Consider the following 20,590-nt stretch of genomic DNA (forward strand, 5'->3'; position numbering starts at 1 on the left):
CTAATAAGTAGCATTTCTGTGCAAGATTCAAGGAGTGCCAAAACGATATTAAGCGGTTTTGATACTGCTTTAGCTTGTCGGTAAGCGTTGTATAATGCGGCAGCTTTTTTATCATCGTGATAAATAGAAAAGTAAGGGATGCAGTTACACTACATCCCTTCAATAGTTAAAGTAAAGGTTTCAGATATGTTCCTGTATGAGACTCACTATACTGTGCGACTTCCTCCGGTGTGCCTGCGATGAGGATCTGTCCGCCACCGGCACCGCCTTCTGGGCCTAAATCTACAATCCAATCAGCGGTTTTTATCACATCTAAATTATGCTCAATAACCACCACGGTATTGCCATGATCACGCAATCGATGCAATACAACTAATAACTGTTGTATGTCATGAAAATGCAGACCAGTAGTTGGCTCATCAAGAATATATAGTGTTTTACCCGTATCACGTTTAGAAAGCTCTCTGGCTAGTTTAACCCTTTGAGCCTCACCACCAGAGAGTGTTGTTGCTGCTTGCCCTAGGCGAATATATGACAGCCCAACATCCATTAAAGTGGTGAGCTTGCGATTGATAGCAGGGATCTTATCGAAAAACTGTTGGGCATCCTCCACGGTCATTTCTAGCACCTCATGGATGTTCTTGCCTTTATACAGCACCTCTAATGTTTCTCGGTTATAGCGCTTGCCAGTACAGATATCGCAAGGAACGTATACATCCGGTAAAAAGTGCATTTCAACCTTGATAACACCATCACCCTGACAGGCTTCACAGCGTCCGCCTTTTACGTTGAAGCTAAAACGACCCACTTTATAGCCGCGAGAGCGTGCCTCTTGAGTACCCGCAAACAGCTCACGAATGGCGGTGAAGATCCCTGTGTAGGTTGCGGGGTTAGAGCGTGGTGTACGACCAATTGGGCTTTGATCTATATCGATTACTTTATCAAAGTGATCTAGGCCCTTAATCTCTTTATATGGTGCCGCTTCTGCCGTTGTTGCACCATTAAGTTCAGTGTGAGCTAGTTTGAATAGGGTGTCATTGATCAACGTCGATTTACCAGAACCAGATACACCGGTAATACAAGTCATCAAGCCAAACGGAATGCGTAAGTCGACATCTTTTAGGTTATTACCCGATGCGCCAAATAGTTCTAACCACTTATCATTGCATTCATGGCGTTGCTTAGGCACTTCAATGGCTTTAGCGCCACTTAAATATTGGCCTGTGAGTGAGTCTGGGTTGTTTATTATGTCATCGCGTGAGCCTTGCGCGACTACGTGCCCACCGTGCACACCTGCACCGGGACCAATATCGATAATATGATCAGCTGCCCTAATTGCATCTTCGTCATGCTCTACAACAATTACGGTGTTGCCTAAATCTCGTAGGTGAGTCAACGTACTCAAAAGTCGGTCATTATCTCTTTGGTGCAAGCCTATGGACGGTTCATCAAGCACATACATCACCCCAACTAAGCCTGCACCAATTTGACTGGCCAAGCGAATACGCTGCGCTTCACCACCAGATAAAGTATCTGCACTGCGCTCAAGTGATAAGTAGTTGAGTCCAACATTAATCAGGAATGACAAACGGTCACGTATTTCTTTGAGGATTTTTTCGGCAATCTGCGCTTTTTGGCCTTGCAAAGTAAGCCCATCAAAAAAGTGCATTGCCTCGCCGATACTCATAGTCGTTACATCGGGTAGTGTCGTTTGACCAATAAAAACATTTCGGGCTTCTTCACGCAAACGAGAGCCGTGACAGCTGGGGCATGATTGGCTAGTTTGATATTTACTTAATTCTTCGCGCACCGAACTAGACTCGGTTTCACGGTAGCGGCGATTCATATTATTAAGTACGCCTTCAAACTCGTGATTACGTGTAATTAAATCGCCTCGATCGTTACGGTAGTTAAAGGCAATTTTTGTCCGTCCTGACCCCTCTAGAGTGACTTTTTTAGCCTCGTCGGGAAGTTTTTGAAAAGGCACTTCTAAATCAAACTGGTAGTGCTCTGCCACCGCTTGAAGCATTTGAAAATAATAAAAACTGCGTTTATCCCAGCCCTTAATTGCGCCACCACTTAAGCTCAGCTCTGGATTTTGTACCACTCTATTTGGATCGAAATACTGACGAACACCCAAACCGTCACAGCTTTGACAAGCACCTGCTGGGTTGTTAAATGAAAAGAGTCTAGGTTCGAGCTCTGTCATTGCGTAGCCACAGGTTGGACAAGCAAAATTCGCTGAGAAGATTAACTCTTCGGCGTGAGGGTCGTCCATATTTGCAATGACTGCAATACCTGATGATAGCTCAAGGGCTGTCTCAAACGACTCTGCTAAACGTTGCTGTAGTCCCTCTTTTACTTTAAATCGGTCAACAACCACTTCGATAGTATGCTTTTTATGTAATTCGAGCGTTGGCGGATCAGACAAGTCGCATACCTCGCCATCAATCCTAGCCCGTATGTAGCCTTGACTTGATAATTGTTCTAACAATTTAACGTGCTCCCCTTTGCGGTTCTTCACAACGGGTGCTAGCAGCATTAATTTGCTACCTTCAGGTTGCTCTAGCACAGAGTCGACCATTTGGCTGATGGTTTGTGCCGCTAGGGGTAAATCGTGAGTAGGGCATCGGGGTTCGCCAACCCGCGCGAACAGCAGTCGTAAATAGTCGTAAATTTCAGTGATGGTACCAACGGTAGAGCGAGGGTTATGAGAAGTAGACTTTTGCTCAATAGATATAGCAGGAGAAAGACCCTCAATATGATCGACATCTGGCTTTTCCATTAATGATAAAAACTGCCGGGCATAGGCAGACAGCGATTCTACATATCTTCTTTGGCCCTCGGCATAGAGGGTGTCAAATGCCAATGACGACTTTCCTGAGCCTGAGAGGCCCGTGATAACAATTAACTTATCACGCGGAATACTAAGCGAAATATCTTTTAGGTTATGCGTTCGAGCGCCCCTGACTTCTATTTTATCCATTTTGACCTAATTACAAGTTGAGTGGCAACGATTGTTAGCGCAACAGTATCGCATACTTTGCCGAAAATTAACGTATCTTTGCTAAACGAACTAAACTGGGTAATAGGATCAGTTCTAGAGTTATCTGCAAAATGCGTGTCATACAGCCATGTATAATCGGGCTATTGTTTTTTTTAAGCACTCTAGCGATGGCTAAGACTTTGCCATGCGAGCTTATTGTACGTTTTGAAAACTATTCAGCTCAGTCTCTGCAAGATGAGCAGATGCGGTGGCATGGCTTAGATGTTGATTTTGCAAAAGCCTTACTAGACGAGGCAGGATGTGGGTATCGCTTTATCAGTATACCTTGGGGAAGAGCATTAAAAATGCTTGAAATGGGTGAAATTGATTTAATGCTCAGCGTATCAAAAACGGCGCAAAGAATGCGTTTTGCCTATTTTATAGGGCCTCAAAGAGAAGAAAATATCGTTTTCGCTTTTAATGCTCAAAGACCGTTTTACGTGCAGTCTTTGGAAGAGCTATTTTCACTGCCAAGGCCTGTTGCTATTCAGCGAGGTGCATATTATGGGGAAGCCTTTGAAGCTCGCATGAAGCAAGAGTCTGATTCCGAAGACAAGTTTATTTATGTACCTGATAACCAGTTAAAGCTCAATCTACTACGTCACGGACGGATCTCAGGATTTTTAGAAGAAAAATACAACATTGTATATCAAAGAGAGTACAACCCTGATTTCGTTGAAATTGATATTGCACCTTTCGTGGTAAATGTTGAACCCGTTTATATTGCTTTGAGCAAACAAAGTGTGAGCAAGTCGGTTATTGATAAGTTGACTAGGGCGTTTAAGCGTCTTAATGAATCAGGAAAGTTCGAGCAAATATTAAAAAAGTATAAGTTGGATTGAGTTTTTTGATAGACTGTGGCGCGCTTAAGTGAGCTATAAAAACGGGTACTATGTCTAATCAATCATTAAATCTTCTTGAAAAACGCGCTGCGTTATCATTAGCGAGTGTCTTTGCGTTTCGTATGCTAGGCCTTTTTATGCTTATGCCTGTGTTGGCTATTTATGGTCAGTCGCTTGAGCATGTTTCACCAATGTGGATCGGATTGGCAATCGGCGCTTATGGTTTAACACAAGCTTTATTACAAATTCCGATGGGGTGGTTGTCTGATAAATTTGGGCGTAAACCGATTATTATTGTTGGTTTGGTCATTTTTGCGATTGGCTCCGTAATCGCTGCGCTTGCAGACTCAATATATTGGGTTACTGTTGGTCGAGCGCTACAGGGAATGGGGGCTATTGCTAGTGCGTTACTTGCTCTAGCGGCTGATTTGAGCCGAGATGAGCAGCGCCCAAAAGTAATGGCTGTTATTGGCATGTGTATCGGCTTGAGTTTTGCGTTTGCTATGTTGCTAGGGCCGATGGTTGCTGCCGCATTCGGTATTTCTGGGGTCTTTTGGTTAACAGCGATACTCGCATTGTGCGGGATAGTCATTATTCTATTTGTAGTACCGAGCGCGGTGAACAAAGCACCAAAAGGCGATACTATTGCAACGCTAAGTGATATTCGTAAATTAAGTCGTCATCCACAGCTGCTGCGTTTAGATATAGGCGTGATGTTGTTGCATTTATCGCTAACAACATTGTTTGTTGTTTTACCTGGGCAACTCATTGCAGATGGGTTAGTTGCCGAAGCGCATTGGAAGCTCTACATCCCTGTATTATTGCTAGCATTTGTATTGATGGCCCCTTTGATGATTGTGGCAATTAGAAAGCAAAAAGAACGAGAAACATTTTTGGCAGCAATTGGCTTATTAGTGATCAGCACGGCAAGTTTAATGATGTGGGCTAACTCCGTAATCGGTATTGCTGTTTGTATGTTATTGTATTTTATAGCGTTTAACTTCTTGGAAGCGACCATGCCGGCGTTGGTATCTCGTATAGCGCCAGCATCACAAAAAGGGTCTGCGATGGGAATTTTCTCGTCAGGACAGTTTTTTGGAGCTTTTTTAGGCGGAATTTTAGGAGGTTACATTGCTCAATACGGAGAAGCGAACTCAGTGTTTGCGGCAGTAGCCTGTGTTGGGGTAATATGGCTATTTATTGCATGGCGAATGCAGATCCCACCGAAAAGCAAAATTATTAGCTTAATCACTGAGCTGTCAGAACCTCAGCAAGCAGAAGTTTTGGCTAATAAGCTGGTTGCTCTGCCCGGTGTGCTCGAAGCGATTGTCGTAAGTGAAGAAAATCGCAGCTATCTGAAGATAGATGATAAAAAATTTGATTTAAACCAAGCTAAGCAAATACTTGGCTTGCATTAATAGTGTGAGGAGAGGGTGCCATGGCACGCGGTGTAAACAAAGTTATTTTGGTTGGTAATCTAGGACAAGATCCAGAAGTACGCTATATGCCAAATGGCAATGGTGTTGCAAATATTAGTATTGCCACTACTGACAGCTGGAAAGACAAAAATACAGGCCAGTTGCAAGAACGCACCGAGTGGCACCGAGTGGTGCTGTTTGGCAAGCTAGCAGAAGTAGCAGGGGAATACTTACGAAAAGGTTCACAAGTTTATATTGAAGGCCGTTTACAAACTCGTAAGTGGACAGATCAAAGTGGTCAAGAAAAATATACGACTGAGATAGTTGTTGATATGGGTGGCCAAATGCAAATGTTGGGCGGCCGTAATGAGCAGCAAGGCAGTGCACCATATCAAGGTGGTCAACAGCAAAGTAACTATACTCAGCAACAGTATAACCAAGCACCACAACAGCAGCAGCAACAGTATGCACCTCAGGCTCAAAGTAACCAGAGCCACTCGCAGCAACAAAGCAGCGGATATGCGCCTGCACAACAAAGCAATCAAGGCCAAAGTGGTGGTTTTGCGCCTCAGCAACCACAACAAAGTGCGCCACAGCAGCAAGGCGGCTTTGCACCAAAACCGGCGCAATCAGGCGGCGCATCTAACCCGATGGAACCACCTATTGATTTTGATGATGATATTCCGTTCTAATTGGTGTGGAAAGTTTTACGTATCAATAATTTAGTATATAAAGGCCTGTTTTTTACAGGCCTTTTCATTTCTAATAAAGCGATTATTGTTCGCTCCTCAAAAAGTAATAGTTATCCGCCCAACTCACTACTATTTCGGATGTCAGTTATAGCGGTTGTGGTGTCATGGCTGTCGGTTAGCAAATATCATACAGTGGTGTCTCAATCTTAACCTTGATGAAGTCCCATTCGTATTTCACAAGGCATTTCAAGCAATTTAACAGGAATTAGTTGATGCTAAAGAGCGTAATATTACGATGTGGGAGTTATATTTTTATATTACTTGCTTCAATCATCACACAAGCTACAGAAGTCTCAAAAGTTGTTCAGTTGGAACATGTGACTATTCATTATCACTTTATGGACAATGTATCAGTTAAAAAGGAGTTGGAGATTAACGGGTTAACGAATCAAGCTTTTGCTGCTTATACAAAATTGTTTGGCGGTCTGCCTAGAGATTTAAAGGGGAAAGAATATTCTGATATCACCATTCATGTGAATAAAGGGAAGTATTTGGGAGGAGAAGCTGATCCTAAACTCATTATGCTTTCATGGAATGAAGGTAAAGCATTCGGATTTGCAACATGGCAGACGATATTGCTGCATGAATTGTTTCACTTATGGAGTGGTGAATCTATTCGTTACCAAGATGGGCAAGAGCATTGGTTTAATGAGGGTTTTGCTGAGTTCTATGCCTACAAGAGTGCCGTTGAATTGGATTTGATATCCTCGAATGAAATGCTGGCTATGGTATCGTCGGTTATAGGGTATTACTTCAGCGCTTCTAGGCTTGGTGATATTTCCATGAGAGAGGCGGGGAGAACAAATAATACAAAGTTTGACAATTACTTTCTTGTATATAGCGGTGGTTGGCTTGTGGCTATGGCACTTGACCATGATATTAGGAAAAGAACTAACAATAACAAAAGTATAGATAATCTAATGCAGTGGTTATATAGCAATTTCCCTAGAGATAAGCGGCGCTATACCCAAAAAGATATCATTGAGGGTATTAGGCTAACTACTGGACTTAATTATACTAAGTTTATTGATTCGTACGTAGATGGACATGCCATACTCCCTGTATCAGAGTATTTACCGATAAGCGATGCGCTGTGGGCTCTCACTTTGAACAAGAAAAATAAAAGTGATTTTAGTGTGTTATACGAAACGTTAGGCATTACCGAATATGAGTAACGCTTTAGATAAATGTAGCTTGCAACAATGGCACTTACTCTTGCGGTAAAGCGCCTTTGCAAAAATGACTTATACTGTATCTTTTATTTTATACTCATTGGGTTATTTTTTATCTCAATAAAAAAACCCGCCAAGCAGTGTGCCACCTTGAGTTTTGCCTACTACTGTACAACACTTAATCTATGTAAGCGTTGCAAGGTTGTAGAAGGTATAGTTAAACGTGCAGTTATTTTTTAAATCACTCAACTGGCGTATGGTTGCAGTGGGCTTAGCGGTTATAGTTGCTTTAAATATCTTATTGCTACATTTATTGCATTTACAGATACATCAGCGTGCAGAGGCTGTTGTGCAAAGAGTGGCTAAGTTGCCAACTGAGCTCAGAACTGAAACGAACATTGCCGCGATTGCGCAGCAGTTCAAGTTTGAGTATGTACCTGATGATGCACCACTACCTGAAGAGGCCTCTCAGTTCTCGGCGGCGGGTATCTCCCTCAATTTGGTGCACCCTGCACCTTATCAAAAGCATGCTTATATCATTTTATTTTTCAATATATTATTTTTTGGGCTGTTGGTTTTTGTCTATCGCTGGTGGCAAGTTTATCGCGTTAGACCTAGGCGTTTTTTGTCTGATAATAAATTAGACAGTCACGATAACTCAATTTTGAGCACGGTTGATCCAAAAGCTGCCGATAGCAGCTTGTTCAAGGTATTTTTATTGATCAGGTGGACCATCAAGCTTGAGCCTGGGCTTGATGAAAAAAGTCATTTCAGTGTCGCGATTCATAAGCATTTACCAAGTTCGATGAAATGTTCAGTAAAGTATTTAAATTCTGGCGCCTTGGCTGTTACTTTCGAGAATATAGCTTGGGGGGATGTGATAGAACTAGGGAAAAAGCTTCATGAGGTCATGTTTCGCACGCTTCGTTCACTTAGGGGGGATCTGTCCCGTAAGCAGATCAAAGTAGGTGGCTGTTTTTATCAAAATGAAGCTGAACAAGCGAATGTGTACCAATTAGCGAGGGCAGCGCTAGAAATAGCTAATAATAATGTGTGGCAACATGTCCATATGATGCCATTAGATAAAACGCATGAAAATGCCATGCAAAATAGTGAAGATGACTTTGTTCGCTGTATCAAAAATGGGCAGTTTGTCTTGTTTTTCCAGCCCTTATTTGGGTTTGAGCAGCAAGATATTATTCAAAGTGAGGTGTTGTTGAGGGTAAGGCATGCGCAACTAGGGCTCATCGCTGCTAAGCAGTTTATTCCTCAATTGCACAGCAAAGACAACCTAGAAACACTTGATAAGACCATTTTGAGTAAAGCTATAAGCATTCTTTCGAAAGAGCCTCACAAATCGGATGTGAGCATTAACCTTCATATCGAAAACTGGGTAGACATTGATTTTATACATTGGTTGATTGCGCAAATTAGAGATACAAACCAGATCAAAAAGCTGACCTTTGAAGTATGTGCTGATGATTATTATAAGTATCATCAGCAAATTAATGTTCAGCAGCTGTTTTTTACAGGCGTCAATGTAGCGTTAATTATTGATCATGTTGAATCACCGCTGATTGTAAATATTTTACGCGAAAACCAATTGATCTCGGCTGTAAAGTTAGGGTTTGGACTTGTGCACAAAGTCCATCTAAGTACACAACAACAAAAAACCATTAAACAAATAGTTTATCAAGCAAAAAGGTTAAAGGTGGCGGTTTATGCTGTTGGTGTTGAGAGCCAAGCAGAATTAGATTGTTTGAAGTCTTTGGGGGTAGATGGCGCTCAGGGTTATTATTTTGCTGAGTTGCTCCAGCAATTAGAGCTAGTGAGATATTAATTTTCGATACCGCAAACCATCTAAGCCCTGCAATCCACCGGTATGTATCGCTGTAATATGACTGCCAGGTGCAAAAAAGTCTTGTTCTAGTAAATGCCACAAAGCGTAGAATAGTTTACCGCTATAAATAGGCTCCAGAGGAAGATTGTAGTTTTTTCGCATTGTCTGACAAAACTGCCAAAGTTCAGCAGAGAATTTACCATATCCTCCATCATGAAAGTCACACATTAATTGCCAGTTCGACTGATTGGCAGCTTTAGGGGCTAGGCGTAAAATATCGCTATTTAAATACTCTGCTTGTTTTAGTACTGCGATACCAATTATTGACGTTTTGCAAGAGCTTGCATTAATTAACCCTGCGAGCGTGCCGCCGCTGCCTGTTGCACACATAATATAATCACTTTTTGGTAAACTTTGAGCAAGCTCTTTAAGACCAAGCATGGCAAATTGATTGCTGCCTCCTTCTGGGATTAAATGGCAGTGTGCGAACTGCTGTTGTAGTTCGTTCAAATAGCTTTCTTGGTACCTTAAGCGATAAGTTGCTCTATCGACGGTGTGTAACTTTACACCACAAGCGCGTGCCATCCGAATAGTTGGATTGTTTTCATCTAAATGTGGCCCCCTTATTATTACATTACCTTCAAGGGAGAATAGTTTGCAGGCCATACTCACTGCGTAAAGGTGGTTCGAGAAAGGGCCAGAAAAAGTTAAAAACGCGGCTTTTCGCTCCTGTTGCATCTTGATTAGATTGTATTTTAGTTTTCGCCATTTATTTCCCGCTATGTGAGGATGATGTAGGTCATCCCGTTTGACAGTAAGCGTAATATTTTTTTGTTTTAATAATGGGTGGCTTATTACCTGTAACGGGGATTCGGGAAAATCAAACTGGTTAAAACTCATACTAATTTCTGGTTTGAATGGCGATGTTGAGATAATTCTAACAGCTATCTTGTAAAATATGTGCAGATTACTAGCAACGTTGTGGTTAATAGTTGTAAACTCAGATATTAATGGCGCAAAGCTTGTGTTTTGCTTTGTAAGTACATAGCATTAAGAACTAACTATAAAAAAATAACAAAGACCAATAATTGCCGCGTTTTTGGGAATGGAATATATGCGAATAGCTCCTTTATCTTTTTTTGTCTCTGCCACATTGATGGCTGCCTGTGCGACATTCAACGTAACGGCGCAAGACACAGCAACGGTGAATGCCATTGAATCAGAACTTTCGGTGAAACAAGCTGAATTAGATAATTACACGCAAATATTGGACAAGCACTTAGGTGAAGAAACGAGGTTACAGTCGCAATTAGACTTACTGAGAAAGCGTTCAACTGATTTGGATAAAGAAAAAAACCAAGCGTTAGATGCGATGAATGATCTTTATCGTCGCTTAATCGATGACCCAACAATTGACATTTCAAAAGCGCAAGCCCGGTATAAAGAAGCGGTTTCGGAACACAAAAAAAATAAAGATGATATTACGATGCAGCTAGCGGCCATAGCTTCACATCGAAAAGATATAGAACAAATCAGAGTAACTAAACACACTTTAATTAACACATTAGAAAGTTTAAAAGACCAATTGAGTACAGCGCGTGTAGAACGTTTACGCAACGAATTCACGCGTGAAGGTACATTAGAAGTTGACCATACTATCAATTGTAAGCGTACTGAAACATTGGCTGCTTGTGAGCAACGAGGGCAGCAAATGGCGTTGCAAAAAGCGACCAAACGTTTCGTTGATCAATTATTTGCGAACTTAACCGAGCAGCGTCTTGTTGAACCCAAACGGAATCTAGCAGGGGCGCAAGTTCAAGTGCTCAATAGCCATGTCGTGAGTAGTGCGTTTAGTGGGCAAGGTAACTACAGCGTGAACTTGAGTGTGAGTATGCGTGGTGATGTTAATAATAGTCGACTGTGTAGCTTGATAAGTATAGATAATAGATTTTGTGCAGAATATGGCACGCCAATGGCGGGGTCTGTCGGAACTTATCAAGCGAATTACCCTGCTGTATACAACGACAGTCAATTAAATTTCTCTGAGCAAACTACCACAGTGCCAAGTCGTGTACAGGTATCTAGGCTTAACGTAGAACCAACCATTGAAGTAACGCAATCAAGTGCGCAGGCCATGCCGGAAAAAAAAACTCCGGCCATGATCCCCGTCACTTTACGCTCTAATGTGTATGATGATGAAGTTTTTATTAATGGGGTGAGTTATGGCTCAACGAAGCTTTCAGTAAAGCTTCCTGCTGGTACATATGATGTTGAAATACGAAAGCTAGGATATAAGCCTTATAAAAAGCGAATGACTATTCGCAAGGCACAGACAATTAACGCAAAGCTGGTAAAAAAGCCTGAGTCGATTGCTGTACCGACACCAAAAAGCGAGCAAGGCAGTACTGAAACTACACCAAAAGTTATCTCGCAAACACCAAAAAATGAAGTGGTGATTGTTCCGGCAGGTTCATTCAAAATGGGTGACTTGGTTGGGAATGGATTAGCGAATGAACGCCCTGTTTTGGAAAAGGTGCTTAGTAACTCTTATGGGATGCAAAGCACGGAAGTGACCGTCGGTGAGTTTAGGATGTTCATTGAAAGTACGGGGTATGTTACTGCTGCGCAAAAAAGTCGTGGTTGCGCGTATTACAAAGACGGTGAGCCTGTTTGGGAGCTAGATTATAATTGGCAAGCACCAGGCTACGAGCAAGCAGAGAATTTTCCTGTTGTATGTGTGTCGTATGAAGATGCTAAAGCTTATGCGAATTGGCTCTCTGCAGAGCAAGGTGAACAATTTAGACTGCCTAATGAAGTTGAGTGGGAATATGCCGCAAGAGCTGGCACTAAATCTGAATACCCATGGGGTAATGAAATCGGCAAAAGCTTAGCTAACTGCGGTTGGTGTGGTAGTGAGTGGTCCAATAAAAGTGCAGCGCCAGTGGGAGAGTTTCCTCCTAATTATTATGGACTGTATGACACTGTAGGTAATGTGTGGGAGTGGACACAAAAACGAGCATCTCAAAGTGGTGTTACGGTGCGTGGAGGTGCTTGGAATTTTGCGCCAAGCCTAGCGCGAGTGTCTACTCGATTAGAGTTAGCTACAGATTTTCGAGCAAATTACATCGGTTTTCGTTTAGTACGAGAGCGGTAAGAACAGTATAACGATGGGTGATGCTTTGCATCACTTAATATAAAGTATTTCTTTAAGGTTACCCAGCCTCATGTTTAAAAAATTACGCGGATTATTTTCCAACGACCTATCTATTGACTTAGGTACAGCTAACACTCTTATTTATGTAAAAGAAGAAGGCATTGTGTTAAATGAACCTTCAGTTGTCGCGATTAGACAAGAGCGCGCGGGAGGGCCTAAAAGTGTTGCTTCTGTAGGTACAGCAGCTAAACAAATGCTGGGCCGTACCCCAGGCAATATAAAGGCAATTCGACCAATGAAAGACGGTGTAATTGCTGACTTTTATGTGACTGAAAAAATGCTACAGCACTTTATAAAACAAGTGCACAATAATAACTTTATGAGACCAAGCCCACGTGTTTTGATTTGTGTGCCGTGTGGCGCAACACAAGTAGAAAAACGGGCTATACGTGAATCTGCGATGGGAGCAGGAGCCAGAGAGGTTTATTTAATTGAGGAACCTATGGCAGCCGCGATAGGTGCCGGATTGCCAGTATCTGAAGCAACAGGTTCTATGGTTGTTGATATTGGTGGTGGTACAACTGAAGTTGCTATTATTTCTCTCAATGGTGTGGTCTATTCATCATCTGTACGCATTGGTGGCGACAAATTTGATGAGGCTATTATTAACTATGTACGCCGTAACTTTGGTAGTTTAATTGGTGAGGCAACAGCTGAGCATATTAAACATGAAATCGGCTCTGCATTTAGAAGCGATGAACCTATTTCGATTGAGGTAAGGGGTCGTAATTTAGCAGAAGGGGTGCCTCGCTCATTTACACTAAACTCTCATGAAATTCTTGAAGCGTTACAAGAGCCGCTAATGGGGATCGTTAGTGCGGTTATGGTGGCGTTGGAACAGTCTCCTCCAGAATTAGCGTCGGATATTTCTGCACACGGTATGGTATTAACTGGCGGTGGTGCGTTGTTGAAAGATTTAGACAGACTACTTATGGAAGAAACAGGCATTCCAGTTGTTGTTGCTGATGATCCGCTTACGTGTGTTGCCAGAGGTGGCGGTAAGGCTCTGGAAATGATTGATATGCACGGTGGTGACGTATTTAGCTACGACTAATGAATTTACTATTTGGCCGCACGGTATCACTGCAACTGCGCTTAACTGTTGCAGTGATGCTAAGTATTATATTAATTGTTGGAGATCGCTTCACACAAGGCGGAGACATGATCAGGACTAGCTTGCATACTGCGGTTAGTCCTTTGTTGTATTTAGCGAGTATGCCCTACGAAGTTTTTAATAGTGGTGCTAAAAGCCTACAAACTCGTGAGCAGCTGAATGAAGAAAATAGCACACTAAAGCATAAGCAGTTATTACAAAGTGAGCAGCTGCAACAGCTGCAGTTTTTACAACAAGAAAACAAAAAACTCAGGGCATTGTTAAATGCATCTGCAAGAGAGAAAAATACGCGACAAATCGCGCAAGTAATATCAGTTCATTCTAATCCCTATAGTCATCAAGTTGTGGTAAATCGTGGCACAATAGACGGGGTTACAGAAAGCCAGCCTGTTATCGATGAAATGGGCTTGGTAGGACAGTTAACTCAAGTGGGGACTACAACATCACGCGTACTTTTGATGACAGATATTACCCATGCTACACCCGTTAGGATATTACGTAATGATGTACGTACTGTTGTTGAGGGGATTGGCAAGATTAATAAGTTGAAGCTGTCACATGTACCCCATAGTTTAGATGTTCGAATTGGAGATGTTTTAGTGACCTCCGGGCTTGGTGGTACGTTTCCAGAGGGGTACCCCGTTGCTGTTGTGACAGAGCTCAATCGTGATGAAGGTTTGCCCTTTGCACAGGTATACGCAGAGCCGATCGCACAGTTAGATAGGGTTCGTTTGTTATTGATTTTAGGGCGGACTTCACAAGAGAGCTTAGATAATGATTAAGCGCTATTATTTTCTTATTGCTTTTAGTGTTTTTCTTGCTTTGGTGATGGCGTTAATGCCGTTGCCTATTTCTGCTGAACCGTTTCGTCCTGATTGGGTGTTGCTGGTCCTTATGTATTGGTCTTTGGCTGTGCCACACCGTGTTAATATTGGTTGGGCATGGGTGGCTGGTTTGCTCATGGATCTAGCTATTGGTGCTCCTTTGGGGGTTAATTCGTTAACCTACTCCATATGTATCTATATCACAGTCAGCAACTTTCAAAAAATACGTAATTTTTCAATTTGGCAGCAGGCGATGTTAGTGGGTTTGTTCTTAACGCTTTATCATTTACTGTTGTTTTGGTTAAACCATTTTTTACTTGACGTGTATTTTAGTCCCCATTATTTGTGGCCTGCTTTTACTGGTATGTTATGTTGGCCATGGATCTTTTTATTACTAAGAAAGTACCGTCGTCAGTTTAGGATCCGTTAATGCCCCTAAGTTTGTATTTAGCTTCTGCATCGCCCAGACGTAAGCAGCTCTTAGCTCAACTTGAATATGAGTTTGTTCAATTTTCAGTTGATGCTGACGAAACACAGCTATCTAATGAATCACCTCTAGAATATGTTGAGCGCCTAGCACGATTAAAGGCCGAGTTGGGGGTTCAAAAAGGTTATAATGACCGGCCTGTACTAGGTAGTGATACGGTAGTCGTTATTGATGATATCGCTTTAGGTAAACCAAAAGATAAGTCAGATTTTTTAAGCACAATGGAAAGACTCTCAGGCCGTACCCACCAAGTATATACCGCAGTCGCGTTAGCTGATAGCACGCACACGTTAAGTTGTGTGGTGGCGACCGATGTCACTTTTAAAATGTTAAGTGAGCGAGAAATTGATCAGTATTGGCTAAGTGGTGAACCATTAGATAAAGCTGGTGGCTATGGTATTCAAGGGATAGGCGGAAAATTTGTTACGAAAATGTCGGGTAGCTACTTTGCGGTAATGGGTTTACCTTTATATGAAACTGAGCAACTAATTAAAGAATTTACCGAAGGCTATTATGAGTAGTGAATTATTAATAAACGTCACGCCAAGCGAAAGTCGCGTGGCGCTCATTGAAAATGGCGTATTACAAGAAGTGCAAGTAGAGCGCATAGGTAATCTTGGTATTGTTGGTAATATCTATTTGGGTAAAGTGAGCCGAGTGTTGCCTGGCATGCAAGCAGCCTTTGTAGATATAGGATTAGAAAAAGCTGCATTTTTACATGCTTCCGATATAGTCAACAGCGCATCTTTTGAAGAGGGCGTTGACGAGCAGCCAGTTAAAAAAGTACAAGATATCAGAGAGCTTGTTAAGCAGGGCCAATATATTATGGTCCAGGTGGTGAAAGATCCCCTGGGCACAAAAGGGGCTCGATTAACAACAGACATAACAATTCCCTCGCGTTATCTTGTGTTTATGCCAGATGCAACTCATGTGGGTGTCAGTCAAAGAATTGAGACTGAAGAGGAGCGAGCGCGTCTAAAAGAAATAGTGTCTGAGTACAATGACGAAAATGGTGGCTTTATCGTTCGTACGGCAGCTGAAGGGGCGAGTGAGGCTGAGCTTAAGCATGACGCAGAGTTTTTGAAAAAGCTTTGGCGGAAAATCGTTAGTCGACGTAAAAAGACCAGTAAAGCAGCCATTTTGCATGAAGATCTGACACTGGCATTTAGGACCTTAAGAGACTACGTTGGTGAAGATATGGAACGGATCCGCGTTGACTCAAAGCTGACATATCAAGAGCTTAAAGCTTTTACTGAAGAGTTCGTGCCGCTGTTAGGAAAAGCGTTAGAATATTATCCTGGCGAAAGGCCTATTTTTGATTTATTTGATGTTGAAAATGAAATCCAAAAAGCGTTGCACCGAAAAGTTGAGCTGAAATCTGGTGGGTACTTGATCATCGACCAGACTGAAGCAATGACGACTGTGGATGTTAATACTGGCGCATTTGTTGGCCATCGCAATCTAGAAGAAACTATTTTTAACACGAATGTAGAAGCAACTTCTGCTATTGCAAGGCAGTTACGATTACGTAACCTAGGTGGGATCATCATTATTGATTTTATTGATATGGTTTCTGATGAACATAAGCGTCGCGTGCTACACTCGTTAGAGACTGCTTTGGCAAAAGATAGGGCCAAAGCAAATATTAATGGTTTGTCAGCCTTAGGTTTGGTTGAAATGACCCGCAAGCGCACCAGAGAAAGCCTTGAGCATATTTTGTGTGACGTTTGCCCAGCGTGCGCAGGAAGAGGTTCATTAAAAACGGTAGAAACGGTTTGCTATGAAATCTTACGAGAAATAGTTCGGGTCAACCGAGCTTATGACGCCGATAAATTTATGGTTTATGCCTCACCCGCTGTGAGTGAGGCGCTCATTAATGATGAATATCATAATTTAGCTGAATTGGAACTCTTTATTGGAAAACAGGTCAGTATTCAAACGGAAAGCTTATATAGCCAAGAACAGTTTGACGTCGTAATGATGTAAGGTGACGTAGTGCCCAATGCAAGTTAAAACCTTTTGTTTCTTTTGTATACGTAAAATTTGGCAGGTGTTTGCCATCACACTTGTCACACTTGCGGTCCTGGTTTCCGTTATCAAGTACAGCTTGCCGTATGCGAATGATTACCGTGAGCGTATCGAAGACATTATTCATCAGCAGTTTGGGGTTAATTTAAGTTTAGGCTCAATTAGTGCTAGCTGGGAAAGTAATGGCCCAGCCCTGGTATTAGAGAATTTAACCTTTGTAGATAACGAAAGTTCACCGATTGCATTATCAATTCAGAAGACCAGCTTACAACTTAATGTACTGGAGTCTTTGAAAAATTGGCAGATCCGCTCAAATTATTTTGTGATTGATGGTTTTTCTGCACAGGTTAACCTAGCCGAGCTTGCTCAAGCCAATGATAATGAGCAAAGTCAAGAATTTGAGCAGCAATCGCTCATCGAAAGCTTGTTTTTGGGTGAAACAGGGCACTTTTCAATCCAATCAAGCCAGCTAAACCTACGCACAAAAAATGGCTTTATTCATACCTTATTGCTTAATGACTTAACGTGGCAAAATAGCCCTGAAAATCATAAGGGTGAGGGAGAAGTGGCGATACCTGGGTTGCAGCAAGGGCGTTTTTCAGCGCGTATTGCACTCACAGGCAATACATTAAGAAATTTAGCAGGACAGGTTTATTTACAAGCACAAAATGTTGATGTTGCTGAGTGGCTCACAGAGCAGCTTTCAACTCAGCAAAAGCACATTTCTACAGAGTTAAATGGCGAACTGTGGCTGGCGCTGAGTGATGGTCAGGTACGAGATGTCACCATCAATGCATTACCTAGTAAAGTTCAGTGGATTGATGCTCAGTCACCGCATGAGTTCACCTTGTCACGAGGGCAAGTGCAACTCGTACCGAACGAGGGAGTTTGGAAGTTACGCAGCTCTGAGCTATTGCTTAATTTAGATAACACAAACTATACCCCAGTGAAGTTCGAAGGGCAGTTTGGTGAACAGGGACGCTACTTTTGGTTCGAGGATGTGAATGTTGGCTTGGTGAAGGAGCTTTCACAGTTACTACAGCTAAATGAAGTTGATACACTCGCGAATGTAAATGTTCAAGGTCAACTGCAAGGGCGTATAGCTTGGTCGCCAGCAACGTCATATCAAGTTTGGTTAAATGTGGAAAATTTAGGGTGGTCGCCGTTTAGTGGTGTGCCTGGTTTATCTAAGGCACGCGTTGAGTTGCTATGGCAAAGCACAGGTGCTGCCATTAATGTGTTTAGCGAGCACTCGGCACTACTATCAGAAGGGATGTTTAAAAAGCCACTGGAGTATGAGCAACTCAATGCACAGCTGCAGCTCTACCAACAAAATGATGTTTGGCACATTACTAGTGATTCCTTATGGTTCAATAATCAAGAGCTGACCGTTGCTGGAGAAATGCATCTTGCTTTAAATGAGAACCCTAAGCTCGATTTATATGCGGAAGTATTAGGGGGGAATGCGAAAACAGCTTCAAATTACTACCCTCGAACAGTTATGTCAGAAAACCTAGTAGAGTATCTTGAAAGAGGTGTTCTAGCTGGGCAACATCGCAAGAGCCAGGTTTTATTATCCGGTGTATTAGATGCATTTCCTTTTGATAATGGCAAAGGCCAATTTGAGGTGTTGTCTCATATTAGCCAAGCTGATTTTTTGTTTGCGCCAGATTGGCCTGCGGTTAAAAACGCAGACGTTACACTGCACTTTGCAAATGAGCGCATGGACATTTATGCCAATGAGGGGGAGTTAATAAACCAGCAGCTTAGTAGCCCTGTGGTGGTGACTTTACCTAACCTTAATCAAGCAGACAACCTTTACGTTACGATTGACCACGAAACCAACGCACAAACACTATTACCATTTTTTAATGCAACTCCACTGAAAGAACCGCTTGTGAATGTGCTAGAAGTTGTTAAAGGTGAGGGTAGGGTAAGCGGACAAGTGAGCCTAGATATTGATCTTAATAGCTTGGATGTGCATGCCTCAGGAAAGATAGATTTAAATAGCGCAGACATTTTCTTAGCGCAACCAGGCATGCAGTTATCTAACGTTGATGGTATTTTGCATTTTGAGGATGACCGTATAGAACTAAAGCAAAGTACTGCTACTTGGCTTGGTATGCCGTTGAGTATTGATGTCTTTGGAGACGGTGATAGTGATCAGTATGAAGTTAATGTTGATACCGTTTTATCGGCACAGGCAAGTAAGCTCATTCCACATACCCAAGGCTTGCTTGATGGCCTTGTTGAGGGGGAGAGTCAGCTCCGTACACAGGTTAAACTTCAGTTTATGGAACAAGGGTTTAATTACAATGCTCAGCTACATGCTAATTTGAAAGGTGTAACGAGTCATTTTCCTATCCCATATCAAAAGCCTAGTGAAGAGGAATGGGTGTTGAGCGCTCAAATTCAGGGTGATGATATTTCTAACCTCATTACTGCTAATTTAGCGGAGCGATTATTTTTCAATGGTATCTTGGACAATCAAACTGGCAAGCTCAGCCAAGCGCAACTAATTGTGGGGCAGGATAATAAAGGGTTAGTCGTTGGCAGCGGTTTTCATGTCGCGATATCACAGCCAAATATGGAGGTTGAACCGTGGCTTACGTTTATCGACCGTTTGATTTCTTTGCCGAACTCAGAAGATACTTTGTTGCCTGAGTTAGAAATGATAACTGCGCAGTTTGCTAATATACACGTTGCAGATATCCCGTTTACAGACTTAGAAATGCGTTTATTTCCAAGTAGCGATGGTATGACAATGAGGCTCAACGCCAAAGAGCTCAGAGCGACTATCTTGCTACCTAGGCGGGGCTCAAGCCGTCCGATACTTGTTGATACAGACTATTTACGCGTTAATTTCAAAGAGCAAGCAGAGCAAACAGAGAAAGCAAAGGTTGCTGAGCTTGATTGGTTGACGCGGATCCCAGCTATTGAATTCAATTGTGGTGATTGTAAATTAGGTCGTTACCAGCTTGATAAAGTGACTGCATCACTATTTGGTGATGCTAAGCAGTTGACCGTGTCAGAGTTAGTGGTGGACAAAGGCGATCATGTATTGCGCGGGCAAGGCCGCTGGGTAGATGGGCAAAGTTACTTTGATGGGATCTTAAATAGCAAAGATATTGGTGAGCTTTTTGATGAGTTTGATCTCACCTCAACGATTAAAGACTCTCGCGCGAATGTCGGGTACCAACTTAATTGGCAAGGGGCCCCGTATGACTTTGATATTGCAACTCTAGGCGGGGAAATTAACTGGGAGCTGGGGGAAGGACATTTAACAGAAGTCAGTGATCAAGGAGCCCGTGTATTCTCTTTGCTGAGCTTGGACTCGTTAATTAGAAAGCTCAAACTCGACTTTAGAGATGTATTCTCAAAAGGCTTTTTTTATAACCAAATGAAGGGCAGTATTCAATTAGATAAAGGGATCGCCTACACAAAAGATACTAAACTGGATGGTGTACCTGCCGACTTGAGTATTCAAGGTTATGCCAACCTAAATACACTTGAAATTAATTATGATTTGGCTGTTGCGCCGCAAGTGACATCCAGTATTCCTGTTATTGTGGCTTGGATGGTCAACCCAGTATCTGGCTTAGCTGCTTTGGCATTGGATAAAGTTATACACTCTGCAAGAGTGATTTCTGAAATCAAATTCAAAGTAACAGGGACAATGAGTGAACCAGTGGTACAGGAAGTTGATCGTAAAAGCCGTGAAGTGGAAATTCCTCAAGCAGCTCAAAATGAACCGCCTAACCCTGAAGTAGAAAGCGCACCGTTTAAGCAAATATCATCCAGCAATGAAGGTGCTATTCCAGTATCGGGGTAGCCTACTTGCTCAAATGAGTAT

At 42.3% G+C, this 20,590-nt stretch carries 14 protein-coding genes; 12 read left to right on the top strand and 2 right to left on the bottom strand.

The features are described from left to right. Positions 1-166: 166 nt before the first annotated feature. Entirely contained in the window at positions 167-2,986 is a 2,820-nt protein-coding gene (gene uvrA / locus GDK41_RS01400; protein ID WP_152084728.1) for an excinuclease ABC subunit UvrA, read from the bottom strand. A gap of 188 nt (positions 2,987-3,174) precedes the next feature. Between uvrA and GDK41_RS01405 the strand changes: the two genes are divergently transcribed. From GDK41_RS01405 to GDK41_RS01425, 5 genes are all read left to right on the top strand, one after another. Next, the gene (locus GDK41_RS01405; protein WP_152084729.1) at positions 3,175-3,888 is read left to right on the top strand and encodes a substrate-binding periplasmic protein; all 714 of its coding nucleotides are present in this window, start codon (positions 3,175-3,177) and stop codon (positions 3,886-3,888) included. Between the two features lie 50 nt (positions 3,889-3,938). Then, positions 3,939-5,306 (top strand): MFS transporter, encoded by a 1,368-nt coding sequence (locus GDK41_RS01410; RefSeq protein ID WP_152084730.1) that lies wholly within the window; start codon positions 3,939-3,941, stop codon positions 5,304-5,306. 20 nt (positions 5,307-5,326) lie between these two features. After that, a complete protein-coding gene (ssb, locus tag GDK41_RS01415; RefSeq protein ID WP_152084731.1) occupies positions 5,327-5,998 on the top strand; it encodes a single-stranded DNA-binding protein in 672 nt (223 codons plus the stop codon). Positions 5,999-6,270: 272 nt separating this feature from the next. Then, a complete protein-coding gene (locus tag GDK41_RS01420) occupies positions 6,271-7,233 on the top strand; it encodes a M1 family aminopeptidase (RefSeq protein WP_152084732.1) in 963 nt (320 codons plus the stop codon). A gap of 220 nt (positions 7,234-7,453) precedes the next feature. Next, the gene (locus tag GDK41_RS01425; RefSeq protein WP_152084733.1) at positions 7,454-9,070 is read left to right on the top strand and encodes an EAL domain-containing protein; all 1,617 of its coding nucleotides are present in this window, start codon (positions 7,454-7,456) and stop codon (positions 9,068-9,070) included. Here GDK41_RS01425 and GDK41_RS01430 read toward each other — a convergent pair. Beyond that, positions 9,056-9,970 (bottom strand): 1-aminocyclopropane-1-carboxylate deaminase/D-cysteine desulfhydrase, encoded by a 915-nt coding sequence (locus tag GDK41_RS01430; protein ID WP_152084734.1) that lies wholly within the window; start codon positions 9,968-9,970, stop codon positions 9,056-9,058. The two genes, GDK41_RS01425 and GDK41_RS01430, sit on opposite strands and share 15 nt — an antisense overlap. A 214-nt stretch (positions 9,971-10,184) precedes the next feature. Between GDK41_RS01430 and GDK41_RS01435 the strand changes: the two genes are divergently transcribed. From GDK41_RS01435 to GDK41_RS01465, 7 genes are all read left to right on the top strand, one after another. Further along, positions 10,185-12,224, top strand: coding sequence for a formylglycine-generating enzyme family protein (locus GDK41_RS01435; RefSeq protein ID WP_152084735.1), 2,040 nt, complete (start codon positions 10,185-10,187; stop codon positions 12,222-12,224). Between the two features lie 70 nt (positions 12,225-12,294). Then, the gene (locus tag GDK41_RS01440; protein WP_152084736.1) at positions 12,295-13,338 is read left to right on the top strand and encodes a rod shape-determining protein; all 1,044 of its coding nucleotides are present in this window, start codon (positions 12,295-12,297) and stop codon (positions 13,336-13,338) included. Beyond that, the gene (mreC, locus tag GDK41_RS01445; protein WP_152084737.1) at positions 13,338-14,180 is read left to right on the top strand and encodes a rod shape-determining protein MreC; all 843 of its coding nucleotides are present in this window, start codon (positions 13,338-13,340) and stop codon (positions 14,178-14,180) included. The genes GDK41_RS01440 and mreC overlap by 1 nt, the downstream gene beginning before the upstream one ends. Continuing rightward, positions 14,173-14,652 carry a rod shape-determining protein MreD gene (gene mreD / locus GDK41_RS01450; protein ID WP_152084738.1) on the top strand — a complete coding sequence of 160 codons (480 nt, stop codon included), beginning with the start codon at positions 14,173-14,175 and terminating at the stop codon, positions 14,650-14,652. Before mreC ends, mreD begins: the two co-directional genes overlap by 8 nt. Next, a complete protein-coding gene (locus tag GDK41_RS01455) occupies positions 14,652-15,230 on the top strand; it encodes a Maf family protein (protein WP_152084739.1) in 579 nt (192 codons plus the stop codon). Before mreD ends, GDK41_RS01455 begins: the two co-directional genes overlap by 1 nt. Next, positions 15,223-16,695 (top strand): ribonuclease G, encoded by a 1,473-nt coding sequence (gene rng / locus GDK41_RS01460; RefSeq protein WP_152084740.1) that lies wholly within the window; start codon positions 15,223-15,225, stop codon positions 16,693-16,695. The genes GDK41_RS01455 and rng overlap by 8 nt, the downstream gene beginning before the upstream one ends. Before the next feature lie 16 nt (positions 16,696-16,711). Then, entirely contained in the window at positions 16,712-20,569 is a 3,858-nt protein-coding gene (locus tag GDK41_RS01465) for a YhdP family protein (RefSeq protein WP_152084741.1), read from the top strand. Positions 20,570-20,590: the final 21 nt, after the last annotated feature.

It is taken from the genome of Pseudoalteromonas sp. A25, assembly GCF_009176705.1.
GTDB lineage: Bacteria > Pseudomonadota > Gammaproteobacteria > Enterobacterales > Alteromonadaceae > Pseudoalteromonas.